We start from the raw sequence: 22,945 nt of genomic DNA on the forward strand, positions 1-22,945 counted from the left end.
CGCGAGCCTATCCCAGCCGCCGGGCGTCCTCACTGGACGCCGTGTCGAGCCCCACACGCAGGGCGGCGTGGATGTCGGCACGCTCGAGAACGACGGCCAGAACGGCTGTGTTCACCGCGTGGACGATCGCCGCCTCGACCCGATGACAGCGCATCTCTCGGACGTCGTCCTCGACGGTGAGGCCGACCAGACGTCCGTGCGCGTCCACCTCGGCCCGGACGAGCGCGTCGTCCCTGTCGTTGCGGCCGCGCACGCGGGCCAGGTCGTCGAGAGTGCGGTGCAGCAGTGCGGACACACGTCGTGCCGAACCGGACGAGTCGGTCTCGAGGAAGTCGTCGTCGGCAGGGCCCGCCGCGGGCACCGGCGCCACCGGATGCGCGAGCCCGTGCAGCATCAGCACCGCGGCAGCCACCGCGGAACCCCCGAAGGCGAGCTCCCTACGTTCGAGCTCCAGGTCCACGATCTCGCCGGACGGCAGCACCACGATGCGTCCGGCGCGCGAGGTGGCGTGTCCGCCGGTCATGCGGTCGGCCGGTAGAAGCCGTGGAAGCTCATGCCGACGTTCGACGTCCGGACGGCACTGACGCTGACCGGGTCGCCCGCCTCCACCATCTGACCGTTCCCCACCACCATCGCGACGTGACCGTCCCACACGGCGAGGTCGCCCGGCATCAGGTCCTCGGCGCTCACCGGGCTGCCCACCGCCTGGTCGGCCGCGAGCCGCGGCAAGTCCACTCCGGCGGTGCCGTACGCGCTCTGCGTGAGTCCGCTGCAGTCCAGGCCCTGCCCGGGGGTGGTGCCACCCCATACGTACGGCGTGCCCTGCTGGGCGAGCGCGAAGCGGACGGCTCCGGCCGCGCGCTCGTTGGGCGCCATGGCGGTGCTGCCGTCGGGAAGCGTCACGAGCGTGCCGGTCCCGTCGGCGGCGGGCGACGCCGGATCGGCCGGCTGCTCCGGAGCCGTCGGCGCGAACAGTCCGCGGAGAGCCGCGTCCGGCGACGCGGGCAGAGACGGAAGCGCGGGAACCTCCGGCACGACGAGTGCGCCGACGCGGGCGGCCAGGGCATCGACCTCTGCTCGCACCCGAGCGTGGACGGCGAGAGCATTGTCGAGGTGGTGTGTCGCGTGGGCGATGAGTGCGGTCTGCCCCGGGGGAGTGAGGGCCGCGGGCGCGAGTGCCGCTGCGCCCGTGAGGAAAGCGGCCATGATGGTCTGCAGCTCGGCGACCCCACGCGCGACGCTCGCCTGCGCCTCGGCGGCGAGTGACTGCAGCGCGCCGGCGTGCTCGATCATCGACCCGGCCGCGGCGGCGCCGCGCACGGTGAGGTCGAGAGCGGCCTCGGACGCGGGTCCGGACCACGCGTCCGAGAGACCGGTGACTCCGTTGGTCACCTGTCGCGAGGCGTCGGACAGTGACGCGATGCCCGAGTCGAGGGAATAGGTGTCGGGGGACGGACAGCCGGTGCCGAGAGAGCGGATCAGAGTCTCGAGGGGCGCGGCCAGCAGATCGATCATCGCGGTGCACCGGTGCCGACCAGCACGTCGGACAGCGCGGTGTCGCCGTCGCCGTAGGACCGCGCTGCGGACTGCACGGACGACCCGAGGTGCTCGAACAGGTCGGACAGCGCGCCGAGGCCGTCGGCGTAGCGCGCCGCGGCACCGGCGAACGCGACTCCGAAGTCGGCTCCGACGAGGCCGAGCGTCGCCGCGGAGCCCGTTGCCGCCCGCGCCGCCGCGGACGCGTCCCGCACGAGGAGTGCGGCATCGGTCAAACGACCGGCACCGTCCTGCAGACCGTCCACTCGGACGTCGAATGTCGTACCGCTCTCGGCCACTGCAGTCCACCGTTCACTCGCGTGCTCGCACCGTCTCGAAGTCAGACGGTGCGGAGCGGCTCGCGGTTCCCCGATCACGCGGATCCGTTCGACCGGGAGTGGGCGCCGATCGCCGACTAGGGTGATCCCGGTGAACACCACGCCCGACATGGACACCCGCGTACTCGACCACCCCCTCGCGTCCGCGCTGCTGACCCAGATGCGCGACCAGTCGACGGACAACCCCGCGTTCCGATCCGCACTGCGCCAGCTGACGCAGATGCTGGTCTACGAGGCGCTGCGCGACGCGCCCGTGGTCGAGTTCGACGTCACGACGCCGGTCGCGGTGACCACCGGGACGCGCCTGAAGTCGCCGCCGCTGCTGGTGCCGGTGTTGCGCGCGGGCCTGGGCATGGTGGAGAAGGCCAGTTCGCTGATCCCGCAGTCGCGGATGGGCTTCGTCGGCATCGCGCGCGACGAGAAGACACATCAGCCGGTGCCGTACATGGAATCGCTGCCCGACGACCTGGCCGGTTACCCGGTGTACGTCCTCGACCCGATGCTCGCCACGGGCGGGTCGATGGTCCACACCATCGAGCTGCTGGTGCAGCGCGGCGCGGACGACGTCACGTGCATCTGCGTCGTGGCCGCCCCCGAGGGAGTGCAGGCACTCGCGTCGTCGGGACTGCCCGTGCGCCTCGTCACCGCGAGCATCGACGAGGGTCTGAACGAGAACGCGTACATCGTGCCGGGCCTCGGTGACGCCGGGGACCGCCAGTTCGGTCCCCGCTAGAGCGAGCGGGCGAAGTCGGCCAGGGACTCGAGCGTGTCGGCCGCGCGTGTCCTGGCCGGCGCCAGATCCTCCGCCGTCGCCACCGGTTCGACCACTTCCAGGTAGGCCTTCAGCTTCGGTTCGGTTCCCGACGGCCGAACGATGACGCGGAACCGTTCGCTGGTCAGTTCCACTGCATCGGTGCGGAGTTCGGCGTCGGGGGTGTTCAGGTCGCGTACGGTCACCGTCGCACCCGCCAACGTCGTCGGTGGGGCGGAACGCAGGCGCGTCATCATGTCGCCGATCTCCGAGAGGTCGGTGACGCGCCGCGACACCTGGGTGCCCACGCGTGCTCCGAACTCGCGGTCGAGATCGTCGAGGACGTCGAGGATCGTGCGTCCTTCCTCGGCCAGCTCGGCCGCGATGTGTGCGAGCAGCACGGCCGCCGAGACGCCGTCCTTGTCTCGCACCGCGTCCGGGTCGACGCAGTGTCCGATCGCCTCCTCGTAGGCGTACACCAGGCCGTCGCCGGCGCGCACGAGCCACTTGAAGCCGGTGAGCGTGCGCCGGTAGCGGGCACCGCGGGCCGGCGCGAGCGCCGAGAGCAGGCTCGACGACACGATGGTGCTGGCCACAAGTGATCCCGGCGGCGCCGACCGCAGGATGTGGTCTGCGATCACCGCTCCCGTCTCGTCGCCGGTGAGCATGCGGACACCGTTCGGTCCGCGCACGCCGATCGCGCACCGGTCCGCGTCCGGGTCCAGAGCGATGGCCAGTGCCGCGTCGACCTCGGCGGCGAGCGCCAGCACCTGGTCCGCCGCGCCCGGCTCCTCGGGGTTGGGAAAGGTGACGGTGGGAAAGTCCGGGTCGGCGTCGAACTGCGACGTCACGATGTGGATGTCGGTGACACCGCTGCGGCGCAACGCCTCCACGGCCACGGGCCCGCCGACCCCGTGCATCGGAGTGAGTGCCACACGGAGGGTGGAGTGCGACGGCCGCTCGGGAACGCGCTGTGCCACCCGGTCGAGGTACTGCTCGATCACGGGGTCCGCGGTGGGCGTGACGGCGGTGCGTGCGATCGAGGACGCACCCGGCGCCTGCCGGATGAACTCCTCGATCTCCCGGTCGGCGGGCGACACCAACTGGGCGCCGCCGTCGAGGTAGACCTTGTAGCCGTTGTCTGCCGCGGGATTGTGCGAAGCGGTGATCTGAATGCCGGCGACGGCGCCGCGTGACCTCGTGGCGAACGCGAGCACCGGGGTCGGCGCCGGGTCCGGGAGCAGGGTGACGCGGAAGCCCGCCGCGGCCAGGACCTCGGCCGCGGCGACGGCGAACTCCGCGGAGCCGTGCCGGGCGTCCCGGCCCACCACCACCTCGGAGCCTGTCGCGTGATGACGCGAGAGATACTGCGCCACACCGTGTGTGGCCCTCGTGACGACGGCGACGTTCATGCCACCGGGCCCGGCCTGCACGGGTCCGCGCAGACCCGCGGTGCCGAACGTGAGCGCACCGGCGAACCGCGAGGCCAGATCACTCGCGTCGAGATCGCGCAGTTCCGCCTGCGTCGCGGGGTCCGGATCGTCCTCGATCCACTGCCGGACGACGGCGTCGAGTTCTGTCACAGTTGCGGGACCAGCCGTCGCAGCAGAGTTCCCATCCGCTCGGCCGAGGCGGCGCCGGCGGCGATCACCTCGTCGCCGTCCAGGTGCTCTCCGGTCATCCCGGCCGCGAGGTTGGTCACCAGCGAGATACCGAGGACACGGGCACCCGCACCCCGAGCCGCGATGGTCTCGTGCACCGTGGACATGCCGACGAGGTCGGCGCCCAGCGTGCGGAGCATGCGGATCTCGGCGGGCGTCTCGTAGTGCGGGCCGGGCAGTCCGGCGTAGACGCCGTCGGTCAGGCTCGGGTCGATTCCTCGGGCCACCTCGCGCAGGTCGGCCGAGTACGCGTCGACCAGATCGACGAACTGGGCGCCGATCAGCGGTGACCGCGCCGTCAGGTTGAGGTGGTCGGAGATCAGCACGGGATCGCCGACAGCCATGCCCTCACGGATGCCGCCCGCCGCGTTGGTCAGGACGATGGTGCGAGCGCCGGCGGCGGCCGCCGTGCGGACGGGATGGACCACGCGGCCGAGATGATGTCCCTCGTACGCGTGGGTGCGCCCGAGCAGGATCAGGACCTGTGTGCCCTCGACGTCCACGGACCACATGGCGTTGGAGTGGCCCAGCGCCTTGGGTGCGGCGAAGCCGGGCAGCGAGGACATGGGAACGATGTGCTGGGGTGTGCCGAATTGCTCCGCGGCCTTCTGCCACCCGGATCCGAGGACCACTGCCACGGGATGCTCGGCGATGCCGGTGATCCGGGCCAGGGCGGCGGCGGCCGCCTCCGCGGCTCCGGTGGGATCGGTCTCGGGATCGACGAGTGCGTTCTCCGAGTCGGCCGGTACGGGGGGAGTGCTCACACGTCCGACCCTATCGCCGCGGGCGGGTGTTCGCTGCGGCAGGCGAGACGGCGGAGTGTCAGGTGTGGGCTCGGTAGAGACGCCAGAACCACACAGACGCGGCCGAGGCGATCACGGCGCCCGATCCGAACGCGCCGACGAACAACAGCATCGCGGAGAGGGCTGCGAGCAGCACGATCACACCGAGCTGGAGGATCGCCGCGAGAGCCATGACTGCACGGTCCTCCGGAAATCGGTTCCGCGCAACCGAGCGTCGCCGGCGTCGATCGGGGTCTGGTTACCGACGAGTACCATCCGTCCATGCCTTCACTCGATCGCCACGGAGACGTCTTCGTCCTCAGCCTCGCCCACGCCGACGGCGTCAACCCGGAGAACCGCTTCCACCCGGAGTGGATCGAGCAGGTGCACACGCTCCTCGACGAGGCCGAGGCGTCGGAGGGTCCGGCCGCGTTGGTGACCGTCGGCGGCGGCAAGTTCTACTCGAACGGCCTGGACACCGACTACCTGTTCAGCCACGCGGACTCCATTCCGGGGTACCTCGACCTGGTGCACACCGTCTACACCCGGCTGCTGCGCTTCCCGATGGCCACGGTCGCCGCCGTACAGGGCCATGCCTTCGGCGCCGGCGCGATGCTCGCCCTGTGCCACGACACGTCCGTCATGCGCGCGGACCGGGGCTTCTTCTGCCTTCCCGAGGTGAACCTCGGCATGCCGTTCACCGAGGGCATGTCGACGCTGCTGGCCGAGCGCCTGCCGAGTCGGACCATGATCGACGCGATGACCACCGGCCGTCGCTACGGCGGCGCGGACGCTCTCGAGTTCGGCATCGTGCAGGCCGTCGCCGGCGAGGACGAGCTGCTGTCCACCGCGGTGGCGCAGGCGGCCGAACGGGTGTCCACCCGCGGCGCCAACCTCACGTCCATCAAGGACAGCATCCACGTGCGCACCCTCGCCGCGCTGTCCGTCCCCACGGCGGAGAGCACCTTCTCACTGGGGCAGTGACACACTGAGTCCCGTGTCCTCGACCCTCGATTCCGTTCTCGACGCCGCGACCGGCGATCTCGTCGCCCTGTCGCACGCCGTACACGCGCGTCCGGAACTGGCCTTCGAGGAGCACTTCGCGTCGGCGGCGACGGCCGATCTGCTCGCAGGTGGCGGATTCGAGGTGCGGCGGGGCGTCGCGGGCCTGCCGACAGCGTTCGACGCGACCTACGGTTCGGGCGAGCTGGTGGTCGCCGTGTGCGCCGAGTACGACGCATTGCCGGAGATCGGCCACGCCTGTGGACACAACATCATCGCGGCGTCGGCGGTCGGTGCGGGGCTGGCCCTCGCGTCGGTCGCCGACGAGCTGGGGCTGACCGTCCGGGTGCTCGGCACCCCGGCCGAGGAGTCCGGCGGCGGCAAGGTCCTCATGCTCGACGCCGGGGTGTTCGACGACGTCTCGCTGGCGATGATGGTGCACCCCGGTCCGCTCGACATCGCCGCCGCGCGCTCACTCGCGCTGTCGGACATCGCCATTCGATACGCAGGGCGTGAAGCGCACGCCTCCGCGGCGCCCGAGTGGGGCATCAACGCGGGCGACGCCGTCACCGTCGCGCAGGTCGGTGTCGGCCTGCTGCGCCAGCATCTGCGTCCGGGTCAGCAGATCCACGGCATCGTCGGTCACGCCGGCACCGCCCCGAACATCGTCCCCGGATCGGCGGAGATGTTCTACTACCTGCGCGCGGACACTGCCGAGGCACTCGCCGATCTCGATCGCCGCGCGCGGGGATGTTTCGAGGCCGGAGCGGTGGCCACCGGGTGCACCCACGAGATCGTCACCGTGTCCCCGACCTACACCGAACTCACTCCCGATCCTTGGCTGGTGGCCGAATACCGTCGTGTCGCAAGCGCTCTCGGTCGCGCACTGGTTCCCGAGGAGTTCGAGACCTCGCGCCCGTTCGGCAGCACGGACATGGGCAACGTCACCGCGCGGATCCCGGGCATCCATCCGGTGATCGGTCTCGATTCCGGCGGCGCGGTCACTCACCAGCCGGGTTTCACCACGGCGTGTATCACCGAGTCGGCCGACCGCGCCGTCGTCGACGGGGCCCGCGCCCTCGCTCGGGTGGCCGTCGCGGCGGCCACCGACCCACAGCAACGCTCTCGACTCGTCGAGGGCACACACGAGAGGACGGTACGACGATGAATCCGGCCGACGCCTGGATCGCAGCACACGGGGCGGATCTCGTGACGTGGCGTCGACGGATCCACATGCACCCCGAGCTGGCCAGGCAGGAATTCGAGACGACCAAGTTCGTCGCCGAGACCCTCACCGCCGCGGGACTGTCCCCGGTGGTGCTTCCCAGTGGCAGCGGCGTCATCTGCGACATCGGCCCCGCCGGTCCGCGCGTCGCTCTCCGGGCCGACATGGACGCGCTGCCCCTGACGGAGTTCACCGGCGCCGAGTACTCGTCGACGGTCCCGGGTGTGTCCCATGCGTGCGGACACGACGCCCACACGACGGTTCTGCTGGCGACCGGGCTGGCGCTGGCCTCACTCGACTCGCTGCCGCACGGCGTCCGGCTGATCTTCCAGCCCGCCGAGGAAGTCATGCCCGGGGGCGCTCTCGACATGGTGGCCGCGGGCGCGCTGGAGAGCGTGTCGCAGATCTACGCGCTGCACTGCGATCCCCGTCTCGAGGTCGGACGCGTCGGCATCCGCGTGGGCGCGATCACCTCCGCGGCGGACACCGTGGAACTGCGGTTGGACTCGGCCGGCGGACACACCTCCCGTCCGCACCTGACGTCCGACCTGGTGTACGCGCTGGGCACGGTCATCACCGGTCTGCCGGGACTGCTGAGCCGCCGCGTCGACCCGCGTACCAGCACCGTCATGGTGTGGGGCGCCGTCGTCGCAGGTCAGGCTCCGAACGCCATCCCTCAGAAGGGGATGCTCACGGGCACGGTCCGGACGGGCGACCACGAGACGTGGGCACTGCTCGAGCCGCTGGTGCAGGAGATCGTCGCCGGCGTGCTCGCGCCCACGGGCGTGAAGTACGAGGTGCACTACCGCCGCGGCGTGCCGCCGGTGGTCAACGACGAACACGCCACCCGGCGCTTCGAGGCGGCCATCCGCTCGCTGGGCCCGGATGCCCTGGCCGACACCGCACAGTCCGGCGGCGGCGAGGATTTCTCGTGGTACCTGGAGCACGTGCCGGGCGCGATGGCGCGTCTCGGCGTGTGGTCGGGCGTCGGACCCCAGCTCGACATCCATCAGCCGACGTTCGACCTGGACGAGCGTGCGCTGGCCGTCGGTGTCCGCACGATGACGGCACTGGCGCTGGGACTGGGAGACGACCCCGTCGCCTGAGAATCAGAGCTGCCCGAGGATCAGAGCGACGAGGTGCCGGGGCCGACGTTGCGGCTGTTGCGAGTGCGCAGGTCGCGCACGTAGTCGGCCGGGGCGCCGGCGATCTCCGCGGCCTCGGCCATGACGCCGAGATAGCGCGCCGAGGGCAGCCCACCCTCGTAGGCGTCGAGCACGTAGAGCCACGCCAGGACGGGTTCGTCGTCCGTCTCGACGCGGAGGCGGATCTTGCGGTGGATGCCGAGCTCGGAACCCTCCCACCGGTCGAGGCTCTCCTCGTCCTCCGGTGAGACGTCGTAGAGCACGACGAACACCTTCGAGTCGGGGTCCTCCACGACGGTCGCGAGCGCGCCCTCCCAGCCGATGTCGCCGCCGCCGAAGGTCAGACGCCACCCCGGCAACCACCCGGTTCCGGCCGCAGGGGAGTGGGGGCACCGCTCGAGCATCTGCTCGGGGTGCATGTTGGAGCCGTAAGCGGCATAGATCGGCACGGCGATCAGCCTAAACCGTCGTACCCGATTCGCGCGGATCGAGGTGCCCACCGATATGGGCTCGGCCTGACGTGCAGCCGCGGCACCCCGTGGAATAGGTTTGATGCTGTGAGCAACCCTCACTCGCCAGGACTCTCCCGAAAACCCGCAACGGAGGACGAATGACCCGCATCGTGATCATCGGAGGCGGACCGGCCGGATACGAGGCCGCTCTGGTCGCCTCCCAGCACGGCGGGACGGTGACGCTCATCGACTCCGACGGAGTGGGCGGCGCCTGCGTCCTCTGGGACTGTGTTCCGTCCAAGACCTTCATCGCCTCGACCGGCATCCGCACCGACATGCGTCGCGCGTCCGACCTCGGTATCGAGCTCGACCCGACCTCGGCCACCATCGACCTGCCGCAGATCCACAACCGCGTGAAATCCCTTGCGCAGGCTCAATCCTCCGATATCCGTGCCCGTCTGCAGACGGTCGGCGTGACCGTGCTGTCGGGAACGGCGAAGGTGGTGGACACGCAGCCCGGCCTGGCCGCCCACCAGGTGGAGGCCACCCTGGCGGACGGGTCGACGCAGGAGATCGACGCCGAGGTCGTGCTCATCGCGACCGGTGCGAGCCCGCGCATCCTGCCCGGCGCCGAGCCCGACGGTGAGCGCATCCTGACCTGGCGTCAGCTCTACGACCTCGACTCCCTGCCCACCCACCTCATCGTGGTCGGGTCCGGCGTGACAGGTGCCGAGTTCGTCTCCGCGTACACCGAGATGGGCGTCAAGGTCACCGTCGTGTCCAGTCGCGACCGCGTCCTTCCCGGTGAGGACGCCGACGCGGCACTCGTGCTCGAGGACGTCCTGTCCGAGCGTGGTGTCACGTTGATCAAGAACGCACGCGCGGACTCGGTGACCCGCACCGCCGACGGCATCGTCGTGACGATGTCCGACGGCAAGACCGTCGAGGGTTCGCATGCGCTGATGACGGTCGGCTCCGTCCCGAACACGCAGAACCTCGGCCTCGAGAGCGTCGGCATCGAGCTCGACCGCGGCGGTTACCTTCGCGTGGACCGGGTCTCGCGTACCCGCGTGCCCGGCATCTACGCGGCGGGCGACTGCACGGGCCTGCTGCCACTGGCCTCCGTCGCCGCCATGCAGGGCCGCATCGCGATGTACCACGCGCTGGGCGAGGGCGTCAGCCCCATCAAGCTCAAGACGGTCGCCTCCGCCGTGTTCACGCGACCCGAGATCGCCACGGTGGGTGTCGGCCAGTCCGCCATCGACAACGGGGACGTCCCCGCGCGCACGGTCATGCTGCCGCTGAACACGAACCCCCGCGCCAAGATGTCCGGCCTGCGTCGCGGCTTCGTCAAGATCTTCTGCCGTCCCGCGACGGGTGTGGTCATCGGCGGAGTGGTCGTCGCTCCCACCGCGTCCGAGCTGATTCTCCCCATCGCCATCGCTGTGCAGAACAACCTGACGGTGAACGATCTCGCCGCCACCTTCTCGGTCTACCCCTCTCTCACCGGGTCGATCACCGAGGCGGCGCGCCAGCTCATGCGCCACGACGATCTGGACTGACACCCCCGCTCGACCGTGTTCCCACACTGTGAGACAGTGGTTCCACTGTGTGAGTCACCGCGCTACGCTACGAGAACGGTGCCCCACCCGCGGCACCGTTCTCGTCACGACCGACTCCGAGCCCACCCCGGTGAGCGCGCCGCGACGCCTCGTGTCCCACGATGCTCGGAGAATCCATGTCGTCCTCTGTTCTGCCACCCCTGTCCGTCCGCGCCTCGGCGATCACCGGATCGGCGATTCGTGACCTGCTCACGCTGACCGCGCGGCCTGACATCCTGTCCCTCGCGGGCGGTCTGCCCTCGTCGGACGTCATGCCGCACAGCGTCATTCGCGAGGTCACGCATCGAATACTGAGCGGCGACACCGCGGCCCTGCAGTACGCGGAGACCACGGGGGTGCGGCGGCTCCGAGACGTCATCGCGGCGCGGGAGTCGGCGCTCGTCCGGGACGAGGTGCCGTCCACCTCGGTGGTGGTGACGCACGGCTCCCAGCAGGCGCTCAGCCTGCTCGCGTCCGTGCTGGTCGATCCCGGCGACGTCGTCGTGGTCGATCGACCGGTGTATCCCGGTGCGCTGCAAGCGTTCCAGGCCGTCGGTGCCCGTATCGAGTCGGTCCCGGTCGATGCGGACGGCACCGACACCGATGCCCTCGAGCGACTGCTCGAGTCAGGAGTGCGCCCTCGCGCCGTGCACACCGTCAGCAACTTCCACAATCCTCGCGGGGGAGTGCTGTCGGTCGGGCGTCGCCGCGCCCTCGTCGACCTCGCGGAACGGTACGGCTTCTGGGTCGTCGACGACGATCCCTACGGCGACGTGTGGTTCGACGCACCCCCGCCGGGCCCCATCGCGTCCGATCGGGTGATCCGTCTGGGCTCGGCGTCCAAGATCCTGGCACCGTCCCTGCGCGTCGGGTGGCTCACCGCGCCCCGACCGGTGTGCGACGCCGTGGAGCGGATCAAGCAGAGCGCCGATCTGTGCGGGTCGTCGTTGACGCAGCTGGTCGCGGCGGACCTGCTCGCGGACGAGACGTGGCTGCGACGGCACCTGGACGACGTACGTGCGGTCTACTCGGCACGGGCGGAGGTGTTGGTCGGAGCACTGCGGAGCGAACTCGGTTCGGCGATCGAGGTCGATGCGGCCCGTGGCGGGATGTTTCTGTGGGTGCAGTTCACCGACGGCACGGACACGTCGGCGCTGCTGCCGGCAGCGCTGGACCGCGGCGTCGCGTACGTTCCCGGTCGCGCCTTCGATCCGGCCGGTGGCGACGAACTCGGTACCGCGTTGCGCGTCTGCTTCGCGACGTCGACCGACGACGAGCTGCGGGAGGCCGTGAGACGTCTCGCCACTGCGCACAGCGCGCGGTAGTCGCCTCCGATTCTCCGACTCCCGCCGAACCTGGCATCGTGTCGGCATGCGGTCCGCCGACGGCGTCCAGCCGCCTGAGGTTCGGCACGGAACCGCCCAACTCCGCACCCGCCTGCTGCGCCAGTATCTGCTGGTGACCACCTGCCTCTATGCGGTGGGGGTGACCGTCTCGCTGCTGCCGCACGGCGACCGGGTGACGTCACCGGTGGCGGGCGGCGTGGTGGCTGTCGTCCTCGGCGTGGCAGCGCTGCTCGTCCTGGCGGTCCGACCGCGCGGACGCACCGCTCTCGGCATCGCGGTGGGCGCCGCCATGATCGCGACGCCCGCCGTCATGGCCTTTCACGTCCTCGCCGCGTCGCAGTTCATGTGCCTCATCGCGGTGATGTTCCTGGCCATGTACATCCGGGCCTTCCATGGACGGACGGTGGCACTCGTTCTCGTGGTCGTGCTGGTGGTGGCCGTGTGTGGTGCCGCGGCGGCATCCCCCGCGACGCTGTATCCCATCAGCTACCTGGTCTTCGTGGTCGCGATCGTCGGAGCGGCCGAGGCGTTCGGATCGGTGACCAGGGCGCTCATCGACGCGTCCCACACGGATCCGCTCACCGGTGTGCGGAACCGGGCGGGGTGGGAGATGGCCGTCAGCGAGGTGACGACGTCGTCGATCACCGTCGTCGCGCTGGACGTCGACGGCTTCAAAGCCATCAACGACACGTCCGGTCATCCCGCGGGCGACCGATTGTTGATCTCACTTGCTCGCTCCTGGTCCGATCTGGCACCACCGGGGACGGTGATCGCGAGACTGGGCGGCGACGAGTTCGCGGCACTCGTGCACGGAGCGTCTCCGACCGTGAGCCGTGCCTTCGTCGACGCGACCGCCGCTGCCTTCCCCCACGTCAGCGTCGGGTGCGCGTCGTCCGCGTTCCCCGGCGAGCCGGCGTCGGACGTTCTCGCACGCGCCGACACCGACCTCTACCAGGTGAAACGGAGGAGAGCCGGCGTCGACGAGCAGGCGTGAGTGGGTCAGTCCTTGGGATCGAGCGCGGAGGGCTTGTGCACCGCGTCCTTGCCGGACTTGTCACTCTCCACTCGGTACTGCGGGTCGTCCTTCGACGCCTTGACCTTCCGCCCACCGGCTTCGGTCTCGGAGGTGATCTTCTCGACCACCTCGCCTTCGGTCTTGGTGCCGTGCGTCTTCCACTCGACCTTGTCGCCCTTGCTGAACTCGTCCTTCGACATGTGTCGGTTCCTTCCGTCTGCCGATTCCTCTTGTCCGGTGTGGGGCTCATACCCGGGAAGTGCTGTCGGCACACACGACCGTCCGGTAGTCGATGGTGCAACTTGCATGGTGCAAAGTACACAGTCGGCGTAGGGTCTCGAACCGATCGGTCTTCGGCCCATGTTCGTGGGACGGGGACTCGGCACGTCGAACGGGGAAGACGAGATGGCCGCGAGAATTGCTGCGACGGTACTGACGCTGGCCTTGGTGGCAGCGGGATGCAGCTCGGAGGAGGCGTCGCCGGAGCCACTCGCGGACAGCCCGCCGGCCGTCCCTGCCGCCCAGATCGACCGCGCGGACGTCGACGCGGCCGTCGGCGATCTCGACGGTTACGTCGAGGCGATGATGGCGCGAACCGGGACGCCGGGAGTCGCGGCTGCCGTCGTGTACCAGGACGAGGTGTTGTACTCGCGCGGATTCGGTGTCCGGAAGGTCGGTACCGACGAGCCCGTCGACACCCACACCCGGTTTCAGCTGGCGTCGGTGTCGAAGCCGGTCGCGTCCAGCGTCATCGCTGCCTCGGTCGGAGACGGAGCGGTCGACTGGGCCGATCCCGTGGGGAGGTACGAGCCCGAATTCGCGGTGGCGGATCCGTATGTGAGCGAGCACGCGACGTTCGTCGATCTGCTCTCGCACCGATCGGGTCTGCCCGATCACGCCGGTGACGTGCTCGAGGACTTCGGCTACGACTACGACGACATCATGGGCCGCCTCGACCAGCTCCCGCTGGCGTCGTTCCGGGACAGCTACGCGTACACGAACTTCGGGTTCACCGCCGCCGGCAACGCCGCGGCCAAGGCGCAGGGCACCGACTGGCCCGAGCTGTCTCGTCGTCGCATCTACGAGCCCCTCGGCATGGCCAACACCTCGTCACGATTCGAGGACTGGGCGAACTCGCCCAACCATGCGGTGAACCACGTGCTCGCCGAGGGTTCGACCACCGAATGGGAAGCGAAGTACGTCCGCGAGCCCGACAACCAGTCACCTGCCGGCGGAGCGAGTTCGTCCGTCGACGACATGACGAAGTGGATCCGCATGGAACTCGGCGGGGGTGAGTTCGAGGGGCGTCGCATCGTCGACGCGGACGCACTGCAGTACACGCACACCTCGCACTCCCTGTCGGGCGCGTCCGGGACGGAGGGCGCGCGAGACTCGTTCTACGGGTTGGGATTCAACGTGGGCACTGACGACAAGGGGCGCGTCGAGCTGTCGCATTCCGGAGCGTTCGCCCTCGGGGCGAGCACCACCGTGTTCATGTTGCCGAGTGAACAGCTGGGCATCGTCGTCCTGTCCAACTCGGCACCGGTCGGGGGCTCGGAAACTGTTGCCGCGCAGTTCATGGACCAGGTGAGGAACGGTCGGCAGACCGTCGACTGGGCACCGTTGATCGCCGGGATCTTCGACGGGATCGCAGAGGAGGAGGCGTCGCCGATCGACTACGCGACACCGCCGGCCTCGGTGACCCCTGCTCGTCCCGCGACCGAGTACGTCGGAACGTTCGACAGCCCGTTCCACGGTCCGGCGCGGGTCTCGGCGGACGGTGATCGGCTCACGCTCACCGTCGGCAAGGACGGTCAGCTGACGTACCCACTGACCCACTACGACGGTGACACCTACTTCTTCGAGACGTCCGGCGAGAACGCGGTCGGTCCGACAGGGGTCACGTTCGAGATCGTGAACGGTGCTCCCGGCTCGTTCACGGTCGAATACCTCGACAAGCAGGGACTCGGAAGGTTCACACGCTCATGACTGTTCGCACTGTCTCTCGTTCCGTCGCTGTCGTGACGGCCTCTGCCCTGCTCTTCGTCGCAGCCTGCTCGTCGGGCAGCGGCGAGACGCCGGCACCGGCCACGTCGTCAGCGACCGAATCGGCTCTCCTGCCACTGGACCCCGCGGCTCTCGACGCGATGGTCGAGGACGTCGCCGCGACGTCGCGGGAGATCGGCATGGTCGTCCTGATCACCACGCCGGACGGTGAGTACGTCAAGACCTGGGGTTCGGTAGCGGCCGATCGGTCGGAGGTCCCGACTCTCGACACGAAGGTGCGGATCGGCTCGAACACGAAGACATGGACGGGCACGGTCATCCTGCAGATGGTGCAGGAGGGTTTGCTGTCGGTCGACGATCCGGTGAGCAAGTTCCGACCCGATGTGCCGAACGGTGATGCCATCACGATCGGGCAGTTGCTCGACATGCGCAGTGGGCTCTACAGCTACACCCAGACCGTGGAGCTCAACGAGGCACTCGACACCGATCCCGGCCGGGTGTGGACCGCCGAGGAGCTTGTCGCACTGGGGCTGAGCAACCCGCCGAACTTCCCACCGGGAGAGGGCTACAGCTACTCCAACACCAACACGGTGCTGCTCGGACTGATCGCCGAGAAGCTCGACGGCAAGCCCATCGCTCAGATCTTCCAGGACAGGCTCTTCGGTCCGCTGGCGCTGGCGGGGACGTCGTATCCCGCCACCACCGACACGAGCATTCCGGCGCCGTTCACCCGCGGCTACAGCTACAGCGGCAACGTCGAGACGCTCGGGGAGGGCAAGGAAGCGCTGTCACCGGACCGGATCGCTGCGATCGACGCCGGCTCGGTCCAGCCGAGGGACACGACGAACGACAACCCGTCGTGGACGAGCTCGGCCGGTCAGGGCATCTCGACGGCGAACGATCTGGCCACGTGGGTCCGGGCGCTGGTCAAGGGCGACCTGCTCGACGCGGACACCCAGACGTTGCGGATGGACAGTGTGCAGCCGACCGACCCCGACAACCCGTCCTCTGCCGGGTACGGCTACGGGCTCGCGCAGATGGGACCGATGTTCGGCCACATCGGCGAGATGCCCGGGTACAACTCCTTCATGGGGTACGACCCGGTCAACGACATGACCATGGTGGTCTGGGCGAACATGGCGCCCGGGACGGACGGGAGTGCGCCGGCGGCGGCGCTGGCCGGGTCGCTGGCGAAAGCCCTGTACCCGCAGCAGTCCGGGCCGTCTTCCGGCCCCGAGGACACAGCCGACGACATCGACGAGGTGGCGGAGGACACCGGCAAGTAGGCTCGCTACCGGGGGAGAAATCCAGAGGTGGAACCGGTGGCTCAGGGCGACCTCACCACGACGTCCTACGTCGTGCTCGGCATGTTGGTGTCGCGGGACCTCACCGCGTACGACATCTCGGAACTGTTCAGTCGTGGTGTGGGCGAACTGTGGCCTCGGGCGGGACGGCAGCACTACAACGCGCCGAAGAAGTTGCTCGAGCGCGGGCTCGTGTCAGCGAGAGCAGATGCCGTGGGCGCTCGTCCCCGCACCGTCTACTCGATCACCGACAAGGGGCGCGCAGCCCTGACGGCATGGTTGGCGCAGAAGTCTCGCCCGTCGGCCCTCGAGTTCGAGGGCATGATGCGGGTGCTGTTCGCCGAGCAGGGTTCCATCGAGGACCTGCGCGGCAACCTGCGGACGATGCGGGAGCAGGCCGACGCCACCCGCCGACTTTTCGGGCGGCACGCCGTCACGCTGCGAGACACCACCGTCGCGACGTTTCCGGAGCGTCAGCACCTGATGGCACTCGCCAATCGCTTCATGGTCGGACATTTCTCGCACATCGTCGAGTGGAGCGACTGGGCGTTGGCCGAGATCGAGGACTGGCCGGACACCACGACTCCGGCCACCTCGCACCGGGATCGGACCGAGACGATGCTCGACGCCTCGGCGCGGCTGGGTGCACCGGAGGTGTCCCACGAGCCGTGACCGGACAGTCGGTTCACGGAGCGGGTTGGCACCTCGGGCACCAGTAGATCTGCCGCTCTTCGAGCGGGTTGTCGCCGAGCAGCCCCTCGCGGATGCGCGTTCCGCATCGGCGGCACGGCTTGTTCTCCCGGCCGTAGACCCAGAAGTGCCGGCCCGCACGGAGATCACCGGTGAAGGTGCGCGCGTTGCGGTTCTTGTTGGCCGTGATCGTCCGGTGTGACAGATCGATCATCTTCGTCAGGTTCCCCGCCGCGGAGACCGGCGTGTGCGGGTCCACTCCGCGGAGGAACAGGATCTCGTTGCGGTAGACGTTCCCGAGACCGGCGATGACGCGCTGGTCGAGCAAAGCGAGACCGATCGGCCTGTCGGGCTCCGCTTCGAGGTTTCCGAGAGCGACGGCCGGATCCCACAGGGGCCCCAGCAGATCCGGCCCGAGATACCCGACCGCCTCCTCGACGGTATCCAGTATCTCGACGACACCGAGTTCGAAGCCGACTGCGACCCTGTCACTCGTCCCGAGCACGATGCGCGCTTGGTACGCGGGCCGTCGCCACGGTGTGTCCGGCTGGTAGACGTGCCACGCACCTTCCATCTTCAGATGGGAGTGAATGACTTTGCCGCCGACTTCGATGACGAGATGCTTTCCCGCCGACAGAACCGATTCCACTGTCTCGCCGGTGAAGTCGACCGTGGCGTAGCGCGGCACGCGCACATCACACGTGGTGAGGACCTTGCCGTCGAGTGCGTCGCGCAGACTGTTGGCCGTGCGCCAGACGGTGTCGCCTTCGGGCATGGATCAGGCCCTGATCCGCAGGCCACGCGGCGTCGCCGAGAAGCCCGCCTCGGTGAGGATCGTCGCGAAGACGGAGCCGTGGATGTCGCTCCCGTCGGTGCGTTCGATCACCAGCTTGTCCACCGAGCGGGTGGTGACCAGCGCGGCGAGCGCCGACGCCGCGGTGACAAGCACGTCGCGCTCCTCGGTGAAGGTGAGCACCGTCTTGCCGCCCCGCTCGACGTACAGCACGAGTTCGCCGTCCACCATGACGACGAGGGCACCGGCCTTGCGTCCGGGGCGGTGGCCCGAGGCGGCGTCTACAGGACTCTTGGGCCAGGGCAGTGCGGCGCCGTACGGGTTGGCGGGATCGGTCGCGGCAAGTGCGACGGCTCCGACAGGACGTTCCGACTCGCTGCGCAGTCGGTCGACGACGTCCGAGGTGGAGAACTGGGCGCCGCCGAGCGAGTCGACGAAATAGCCGCGTCGCGCCCGGCCGCTGTCCTCGAAGCCGGTGAGCACCTTGTAGACACCGCCGAAGCCGCCGGGGACGCCCTCGTTCATGACGGACCCTCGGGTGACGACGCCGTAGCGCTCGAGCAGGATGTCCGAGGTTGCATGTGCCCGGATGGTGGGGTCCGACTCGGCCTCCGGAAGTAGGGCCCACCGGCCACCCGCGGAGGGTGGTCCCGTGCGCGTCGGTAATGAGGGCCGCGCGAACCGCTGGTAGGACCGCGCCCGCGGCGAGCGCCGCGCGGGGCGGTGGCTCGGCGCCGAACGGGCGGTGCCGTGCAGCAGCGCTCGCAGCGGGGCGAACGTGTCGTTGGTGAGGTGCCCGGTCCACACCAGATCCCACAGTGCCGCAACCAGAGTCGTGTCGTCGGCCGGGGCGCCGGACTCGGTCTGGTGCAGCTGCCCGACGGTGTCGGACAGCTGTCGGAAGAAGTACGCGCCGCCGCCCGAGAGCACTTGCAGCACGGTCTGCTGCAGGTCCGTCAGTTCGTCGTCCTTGGCGGGCGGCAGCGTCACCGGGGCGGCGTCGGCGGGATGGAGGCAGATCCACCCGTCCTTCGAGGAGATCGCGCCGTGGCCGGACCACACGACTTCGCCGGTAGCGGTCAACTCGTCGAGCATCGCGGGGGAGTAGTCCCGGACACGCTGGGGCAGGATCAGCGATTCCCAGGCCGAGGCGGGCGCGGGGACGCCGGCGAGCTGGTCGATGACCGTGGCCACACCGTCGAGTCCGCGCAGGGTGCCACCGACGTGCTGCCAGCGCGGAAGGAAGCGGCCGAGGACGCCGGTGGACACGGGTTCGACGTCCTGGCGTGCGGCGGCGAGCGAACGCCGGCGGAGCCTGCGCAGCACCTCGGCATCACACCACTCGCTGCCGGAACCGCCGGGCCGGAATTCACCTTCCACCACCCGCTTCTGGGCGACGAGGCGCAGCAGCACGTCACGGGCGACCGCCGACCCGATGCCGAAGCGGCCAGCGACGTCCGCGACGGAGAACGGACCGTGGGTGCGCGCGTAGCGGCTCACGAGGTCCCCGAGCGGATCCTCGACCGGCTCGATGAACGCCGCCGGGGTGCCGATGGGCAACGGGACACCCAGCGCATCACGCAGTCTGCTGGCGTCCTCGATGGCGACCCACCACTGCGACCCGGCGAACGAGACCTCGAGGGCGCGGCGCGCCGCGGTGAGCTCGCCCGCCCACTGCGCTGCGGAGCCGGGCGACTCGATGCGTGCCTCGATCTCCGCCGTCGTGAGCGGGCCGAGCAGGCGCAGCAGATCGGCCACGCCCTCCGCGTCACGTGCCTTGCGGTCGTCGACAAGGCGCTGCAGTTCGAGCTCGGTGTCGGTGACGACGTCGCCGTCGAGCAGGTCGCGCAGTTCGACACGTCCGAGCAGCTCCGCCAGCAGCGAGGCGTCGAGAGACAGTGCAGCAGCGCGACGTTCGGCCAGCGGAGAGTCGCCCTCGTACATGAACTGGCCGACGTAGCTGAAGAGCAACGAGGTGGCGAACGGTGACGGGGAGTCGGTCTCGACGTCGACGATGCGGATCTGGCGACGCGCGATCCGCACACACAGGTCCTCGAGTGCGGGCAGGTCGTACACGTCCTGCAGGCACTCGCGCACCGTCTCGAGCAGGATGGGGAACGTGGGGTACTTCTTGGCCACGTCGAGAAGCTGCGCGGCGCGTTGACGCTGCTGCCAGAGCGGCGCTCGCTTGCCCGGATTGCGGCGGGGCAGAAGCAGTGCGCGCGCCGCACATTCACGGAACCGCGACGCGAACAGAGCGGAGCCACCGACCTGCTCGGTGACGATGTCGGTGATCTCGTCCTTCTCGAAGACGAAAAGTTCGGGTCCCGGCGGCTCGTCGTCGGTGTCCGGGAGCCGCACGATGATGCCGTCGTCGGACGCCGTGGGCTGCGAGTCGATGCCGTACCGCTCGATGAGGCGCGCGCCGATGGCCAGGGCCCACGGTGCGTGCACCTGCTGGCCGTACGGGGAGTGCAGCACCAGACGCCAGTCGCCCAGCTCGTCGCGGAACCGTTCGACGACCAACGTGCGATCGGTGGGCATGTGGCCCGTCGCGGTGCGCTGCTCGGTGAGCAGCGCGGACAGGTTGTTCACCGCGTTGACGTCGAGTCCGCTCTCCTGCAGTCGGCCGCGTAGGGCGTCGTCGTCCGACGACTCGCGCAGGAATGCGCCCAGTGCCTCGCCCAGTTCGGCCGGACGGCCGAGGCCGTCACCGTGCCAGAACGGCAGTCGGCCGGGCTGACCGTAGGCCGGGCTGACGAGGACCCGGTCGTGGGTGATCTCCTCGATGCGCCAACTGGTGGCGCCGAGGGCGAAGACGTCGCCGACGCGGGATTCGTAGACCATCTCCTCGTCGAGTTCGCCGACACGGCTGGCCTTCTCGCCGACCATGAACACGCCGAACAGTCCGCGGTCGGGAATGGCGCCGCCGGAGGTGACCGCCAGGCGCTGGGCGCCGGGGCGACCGGTGAGCGACCCGCCGTCGCGGTCCCAGACCAAACGTGGCCGCAGCTCGGCGAACTCGTCGGACGGGTACTTTCCCGACAGCAGGTCCAGCGTGGACTCGTAGGCGGACCGGGGGAGCGACCCGAAATTGCCGGTGCGCCTGACCATGTCGAACCACTCGTCGGCGTCGATGGGTTCGAGCGCGCACGCGGCGACCGTGTGCTGGGCGAGGATGTCCAGGGGATTGGCCGGCACCTTCAGCGCCTCGATGTGCCCGTCTGTCATCCGCTGCACGGTGACAGCACAGTGGATCAGGTCGGTGCGGTGCTTCGGGAACAGTACGCCGCGGGAGATCTCGCCGACCTGGTGGCCGGCGCGACCGACGCGCTGCAGACCGCTGGCCACGGACGGCGGCGCCTCGACCTGCACCACCAGATCGACTGCGCCCATGTCGATCCCGAGTTCGAGGCTGCTGGTGGCGACTACGCATTTCAGTCGGCCGGACTTCAGGTCGTCCTCGATGAGCGCGCGCTGATCCTTGCTCACGCTGCCGTGGTGTGCCCGTGCCAGCAGTGGTTCGGCGCCGTGGACGACGTCCCCGGAGGCACCGATCTGGGACGGCGGCGCGTGATCGACGGGGGCGCCGTCACCGAGGCGTTCGGCGTAGATCTCGTTGAGGCGCGCGGTGAGTCGCTCCGAGAGCCGTCGAGAATTGGCGAAGACGATGGACGACCGGTGCTCCAGGACGAGGTCGACGATCTGCGCCTCGACATGCGGCCAGATGGACCCCTGCTGCGGAGCGGCGGAGGCCGACCCCTCCTGCGGCTCGGTGGTGCCGAGTTCCGTCATGTCCTCCACCGGAACGCGCACCGAGAGGTCGAACGTCTTCGGCGACGGCGGGCACACGATGCTGATGGGTGCCGACCCGGTGAGGAAGCGTCCCACCTCCTCGTGCGGACGGACGGTGGCGGAGAGCCCGATGCGCTGAGCGGGCTTGTCCAACCTCGCGTCGAGCCGCTCCAGCGACAGCGCCAGGTGCGCGCCGCGTTTGGTGCCGGCGACGGCATGCACCTCGTCGACGATGACGGTGTCGACGCGTTCGAGGGATTCGCGTGCCGCGGACGTCAGCATCAGGAACAACGACTCGGGTGTCGTGATGAGGATGTCCGGCGGCGTCTTGAGCATCAGACGACGATCGGCGGGGCTGGTGTCGCCGGAGCGCACGCCCACCGAGATCTCCGGCGGCGCGACGCCCTGCAGCTTGGCCGTCTGCGTGATGCCGACCAGGGGAGCGCGCAGGTTGCGCTCGACGTCCACCGCGAGCGCCTTCAGCGGCGAGACGTACAACACGCGGGTGCCCGGTGCCGTGTCCTCGGGATCACGGCTGACCAGCTTGTCCAGCGCCCACAGGAACGCGGACAGGGTCTTGCCGGAGCCGGTCGGGGCGACGACGAGGGTGTGCGCGCCGCTGGAGATGGAGTCCCACGCGCCGAGCTGAGCGGCGGTGGGAGCGGGGAAGGCACCGTCGAACCACGCCCGCGTCGGAGCCGTGAACCGCGCGAGCACGTCCTCGGGCGACGGAGCGGTGGGGTTCTTCACCTCTCCATAGTGCACGGACCCACCGACACGGTCGCCGGATGAGCGTCCCCACCCCTGCGAGTACGTCGAGAATGTCGCTGAGAAGGCCGGGATCACAGCACTCTGGACGTACTCGCGAGGTGTGGCGGCGCGACGATCAGTCGTGCAGACGTTCCTCGCCGCGATTGCGGAAGAACTTGAACCCCGGGATTCCGATGACGGCCTTGCGCACGTCCTTGGTCACCTCGAGCAGTTCGTGGATCTCGGGGGAGACCGTGTCGAGCGTCGCGAGGATCGGCATGATGCCCTCCATCCGCTGCACCAGCTCCGGCAGCTGGTCCACGAGCTTCACCGCCGCCTCCACCTCGGCTTCGGAGAAGTTGTCGACGAAGGTGCGGCCCAGCGGGATCGCGCGCGCGGTGATGGGTTCGAGCTCGGAGATCATCGCCAGCGCCTTGGACGAGGCGGACTCCGCTCCGACGATGACGCCCTGCGCGTCCTCGGTGGTGGCCGAGACCTTGCCGATGACCGTCTGGGCCTGGTCGGTGATGCGCTCGATCGCGGCGATGACCTCGTCGACACGAACGAACAGGTCGTCGATCCGCCGGGGCAGCTGAGCGACGAACGCGACGGTGTCGAGCGACCAGAGAACGGTCCCGCGGGCGAGTCCGAGCATGTTGCCGAGTGACGGTACGGGCAGCCGGACGGTACGCACCGACAGATCGTTGTCGGGTGCTCGGTGTCGATCCACGTCGGCCATGAGCACAGTCTGC

The 22,945-nt window shown here is 69.6% G+C and carries 21 protein-coding genes; 10 read left to right on the plus strand and 11 right to left on the minus strand.

Annotation, left to right across the window (positions count from 1 at the left end):
- Positions 1-7: 7 nt before the first annotated feature.
- Genes HQ314_RS14035 through HQ314_RS14045 form a run of 3 tightly spaced genes read right to left on the minus strand, consistent with a single transcriptional unit; the run spans position 8 to position 1,835 of the window.
- Positions 8-523 carry a hypothetical protein gene (locus HQ314_RS14035; RefSeq protein ID WP_222650368.1) on the minus strand — a complete coding sequence of 172 codons (516 nt, stop codon included), beginning with the start codon at positions 521-523 and terminating at the stop codon, positions 8-10.
- Entirely contained in the window at positions 520-1,515 is a 996-nt protein-coding gene (locus HQ314_RS14040; RefSeq protein WP_222650369.1) for a C40 family peptidase, read from the minus strand. The genes HQ314_RS14035 and HQ314_RS14040 overlap by 4 nt, the downstream gene beginning before the upstream one ends.
- Positions 1,512-1,835 (minus strand): type VII secretion target, encoded by a 324-nt coding sequence (locus HQ314_RS14045; protein WP_222627192.1) that lies wholly within the window; start codon positions 1,833-1,835, stop codon positions 1,512-1,514. Before HQ314_RS14045 ends, HQ314_RS14040 begins: the two co-directional genes overlap by 4 nt.
- A 148-nt stretch (positions 1,836-1,983) precedes the next feature.
- Between HQ314_RS14045 and upp the strand changes: the two genes are divergently transcribed.
- Positions 1,984-2,607, plus strand: a complete 624-nt coding sequence (gene upp / locus HQ314_RS14050) for a uracil phosphoribosyltransferase (protein ID WP_056448013.1) — start codon at positions 1,984-1,986, stop codon at positions 2,605-2,607.
- On the opposite strand, the gene HQ314_RS14055 is transcribed toward upp, so the two are convergent.
- Genes HQ314_RS14055 through HQ314_RS14065 form a run of 3 tightly spaced genes read right to left on the minus strand, consistent with a single transcriptional unit; the run spans position 2,604 to position 5,261 of the window.
- Positions 2,604-4,208 carry a phospho-sugar mutase gene (locus tag HQ314_RS14055; protein WP_222650370.1) on the minus strand — a complete coding sequence of 535 codons (1,605 nt, stop codon included), beginning with the start codon at positions 4,206-4,208 and terminating at the stop codon, positions 2,604-2,606. The genes upp and HQ314_RS14055 overlap by 4 nt on opposite strands.
- Positions 4,205-5,092 carry a purine-nucleoside phosphorylase gene (locus HQ314_RS14060; protein WP_373425290.1) on the minus strand — a complete coding sequence of 296 codons (888 nt, stop codon included), beginning with the start codon at positions 5,090-5,092 and terminating at the stop codon, positions 4,205-4,207. The genes HQ314_RS14055 and HQ314_RS14060 overlap by 4 nt, the downstream gene beginning before the upstream one ends.
- Positions 5,093-5,108: 16 nt before the next feature.
- Complete coding sequence (locus HQ314_RS14065) at positions 5,109-5,261, minus strand: hypothetical protein (protein ID WP_197027699.1); 153 nt, start codon at positions 5,259-5,261, stop codon at positions 5,109-5,111.
- A gap of 89 nt (positions 5,262-5,350) precedes the next feature.
- Between HQ314_RS14065 and HQ314_RS14070 the strand changes: the two genes are divergently transcribed.
- The 3 genes from HQ314_RS14070 to HQ314_RS14080 are packed head-to-tail and all read left to right on the plus strand — an operon-like array spanning position 5,351 to position 8,401.
- The gene (locus tag HQ314_RS14070; RefSeq protein WP_222650371.1) at positions 5,351-6,052 is read left to right on the plus strand and encodes an enoyl-CoA hydratase/isomerase family protein; all 702 of its coding nucleotides are present in this window, start codon (positions 5,351-5,353) and stop codon (positions 6,050-6,052) included.
- A gap of 13 nt (positions 6,053-6,065) precedes the next feature.
- A complete protein-coding gene (locus HQ314_RS14075; RefSeq protein ID WP_222650372.1) occupies positions 6,066-7,238 on the plus strand; it encodes a M20 family metallopeptidase in 1,173 nt (390 codons plus the stop codon).
- Positions 7,235-8,401 (plus strand): M20 family metallopeptidase, encoded by a 1,167-nt coding sequence (locus HQ314_RS14080; RefSeq protein ID WP_027503703.1) that lies wholly within the window; start codon positions 7,235-7,237, stop codon positions 8,399-8,401. Before HQ314_RS14075 ends, HQ314_RS14080 begins: the two co-directional genes overlap by 4 nt.
- A 20-nt stretch (positions 8,402-8,421) precedes the next feature.
- On the opposite strand, the gene HQ314_RS14085 is transcribed toward HQ314_RS14080, so the two are convergent.
- A complete protein-coding gene (locus HQ314_RS14085; RefSeq protein ID WP_027503702.1) occupies positions 8,422-8,889 on the minus strand; it encodes a gamma-glutamylcyclotransferase in 468 nt (155 codons plus the stop codon).
- Positions 8,890-9,050: 161 nt separating this feature from the next.
- On the opposite strand from HQ314_RS14085, the gene HQ314_RS14090 reads away from it, so the two are divergent.
- The 3 genes from HQ314_RS14090 to HQ314_RS14100 all read left to right on the plus strand — a co-directional run bounded on the left by HQ314_RS14090 (position 9,051) and on the right by HQ314_RS14100 (position 12,833).
- On the plus strand, positions 9,051-10,454 hold the full coding sequence (locus HQ314_RS14090) for an NAD(P)H-quinone dehydrogenase (protein ID WP_027503701.1): 1,404 nt from the start codon (positions 9,051-9,053) through the stop codon (positions 10,452-10,454).
- Between the two features lie 176 nt (positions 10,455-10,630).
- Positions 10,631-11,818, plus strand: coding sequence for a PLP-dependent aminotransferase family protein (locus HQ314_RS14095; protein ID WP_222650373.1), 1,188 nt, complete (start codon positions 10,631-10,633; stop codon positions 11,816-11,818).
- A 46-nt stretch (positions 11,819-11,864) separates the two neighbouring features.
- Positions 11,865-12,833: a diguanylate cyclase gene (locus tag HQ314_RS14100; RefSeq protein ID WP_222650374.1), complete on the plus strand. Its 969-nt coding sequence runs from the start codon at positions 11,865-11,867 to the stop codon at positions 12,831-12,833.
- Positions 12,834-12,838: 5 nt separating this feature from the next.
- On the opposite strand, the gene HQ314_RS14105 is transcribed toward HQ314_RS14100, so the two are convergent.
- Positions 12,839-13,054, minus strand: coding sequence for a DUF2945 domain-containing protein (locus HQ314_RS14105; protein ID WP_222650375.1), 216 nt, complete (start codon positions 13,052-13,054; stop codon positions 12,839-12,841).
- A 205-nt stretch (positions 13,055-13,259) separates the two neighbouring features.
- Between HQ314_RS14105 and HQ314_RS14110 the strand changes: the two genes are divergently transcribed.
- From HQ314_RS14110 to HQ314_RS14120, 3 genes are read left to right on the plus strand one after another with little or no spacing between them, the layout of a single operon-like run.
- Positions 13,260-14,843 (plus strand): serine hydrolase, encoded by a 1,584-nt coding sequence (locus HQ314_RS14110; RefSeq protein ID WP_222650376.1) that lies wholly within the window; start codon positions 13,260-13,262, stop codon positions 14,841-14,843.
- Positions 14,840-16,147: a serine hydrolase gene (locus tag HQ314_RS14115; protein ID WP_222650378.1), complete on the plus strand. Its 1,308-nt coding sequence runs from the start codon at positions 14,840-14,842 to the stop codon at positions 16,145-16,147. The genes HQ314_RS14110 and HQ314_RS14115 overlap by 4 nt, the downstream gene beginning before the upstream one ends.
- A 36-nt stretch (positions 16,148-16,183) precedes the next feature.
- The gene (locus HQ314_RS14120; RefSeq protein WP_222650379.1) at positions 16,184-16,837 is read left to right on the plus strand and encodes a PadR family transcriptional regulator; all 654 of its coding nucleotides are present in this window, start codon (positions 16,184-16,186) and stop codon (positions 16,835-16,837) included.
- A 13-nt stretch (positions 16,838-16,850) separates the two neighbouring features.
- Here HQ314_RS14120 and HQ314_RS14125 read toward each other — a convergent pair whose 3' ends face one another.
- The 3 genes from HQ314_RS14125 to HQ314_RS14135 form a co-directional block, all read right to left on the minus strand.
- Entirely contained in the window at positions 16,851-17,630 is a 780-nt protein-coding gene (locus tag HQ314_RS14125) for a DNA-formamidopyrimidine glycosylase family protein (RefSeq protein WP_222650380.1), read from the minus strand.
- A 3-nt stretch (positions 17,631-17,633) separates the two neighbouring features.
- Positions 17,634-22,193: an ATP-dependent helicase gene (locus HQ314_RS14130; RefSeq protein ID WP_222650381.1), complete on the minus strand. Its 4,560-nt coding sequence runs from the start codon at positions 22,191-22,193 to the stop codon at positions 17,634-17,636.
- A 136-nt stretch (positions 22,194-22,329) separates the two neighbouring features.
- Positions 22,330-22,932, minus strand: coding sequence for a hypothetical protein (locus HQ314_RS14135; RefSeq protein ID WP_082544656.1), 603 nt, complete (start codon positions 22,930-22,932; stop codon positions 22,330-22,332).
- Between the last annotated feature and the right edge of the window lie 13 nt (positions 22,933-22,945).

The organism is Rhodococcus sp. BP-332, assembly GCF_019836065.1.
In the GTDB taxonomy this organism is placed as follows: domain Bacteria; phylum Actinomycetota; class Actinomycetes; order Mycobacteriales; family Mycobacteriaceae; genus Rhodococcoides.

Excerpts from the sequence above, each read along its gene's own strand:
- HQ314_RS14035 (WP_222650368.1), bottom strand. The coding sequence starts at position 523 with ATGACCGGCGGACACGCCACCTCGCGCGCCGGACGCATCGTGGTGCTG.
- HQ314_RS14115 (WP_222650378.1), top strand. The coding sequence starts at position 14,840 with ATGACTGTTCGCACTGTCTCTCGTTCCGTCGCTGTCGTGACGGCCTCT.
- upp (WP_056448013.1), top strand. The coding sequence starts at position 1,984 with ATGGACACCCGCGTACTCGACCACCCCCTCGCGTCCGCGCTGCTGACC.
- HQ314_RS14135 (WP_082544656.1), bottom strand. The coding sequence starts at position 22,932 with ATGGCCGACGTGGATCGACACCGAGCACCCGACAACGATCTGTCGGTG.
- HQ314_RS14100 (WP_222650374.1), top strand. The coding sequence starts at position 11,865 with ATGCGGTCCGCCGACGGCGTCCAGCCGCCTGAGGTTCGGCACGGAACC.
- HQ314_RS14110 (WP_222650376.1), top strand. The coding sequence starts at position 13,260 with ATGGCCGCGAGAATTGCTGCGACGGTACTGACGCTGGCCTTGGTGGCA.
- HQ314_RS14090 (WP_027503701.1), top strand. The coding sequence starts at position 9,051 with ATGACCCGCATCGTGATCATCGGAGGCGGACCGGCCGGATACGAGGCC.
- HQ314_RS14080 (WP_027503703.1), top strand. The coding sequence starts at position 7,235 with ATGAATCCGGCCGACGCCTGGATCGCAGCACACGGGGCGGATCTCGTG.
- HQ314_RS14105 (WP_222650375.1), bottom strand. The coding sequence starts at position 13,054 with ATGTCGAAGGACGAGTTCAGCAAGGGCGACAAGGTCGAGTGGAAGACG.
- HQ314_RS14070 (WP_222650371.1), top strand. The coding sequence starts at position 5,351 with ATGCCTTCACTCGATCGCCACGGAGACGTCTTCGTCCTCAGCCTCGCC.
- HQ314_RS14095 (WP_222650373.1), top strand. The coding sequence starts at position 10,631 with ATGTCGTCCTCTGTTCTGCCACCCCTGTCCGTCCGCGCCTCGGCGATC.
- HQ314_RS14065 (WP_197027699.1), bottom strand. The coding sequence starts at position 5,261 with ATGGCTCTCGCGGCGATCCTCCAGCTCGGTGTGATCGTGCTGCTCGCA.
- HQ314_RS14040 (WP_222650369.1), bottom strand. The coding sequence starts at position 1,515 with ATGATCGATCTGCTGGCCGCGCCCCTCGAGACTCTGATCCGCTCTCTC.
- HQ314_RS14125 (WP_222650380.1), bottom strand. The coding sequence starts at position 17,630 with ATGCCCGAAGGCGACACCGTCTGGCGCACGGCCAACAGTCTGCGCGAC.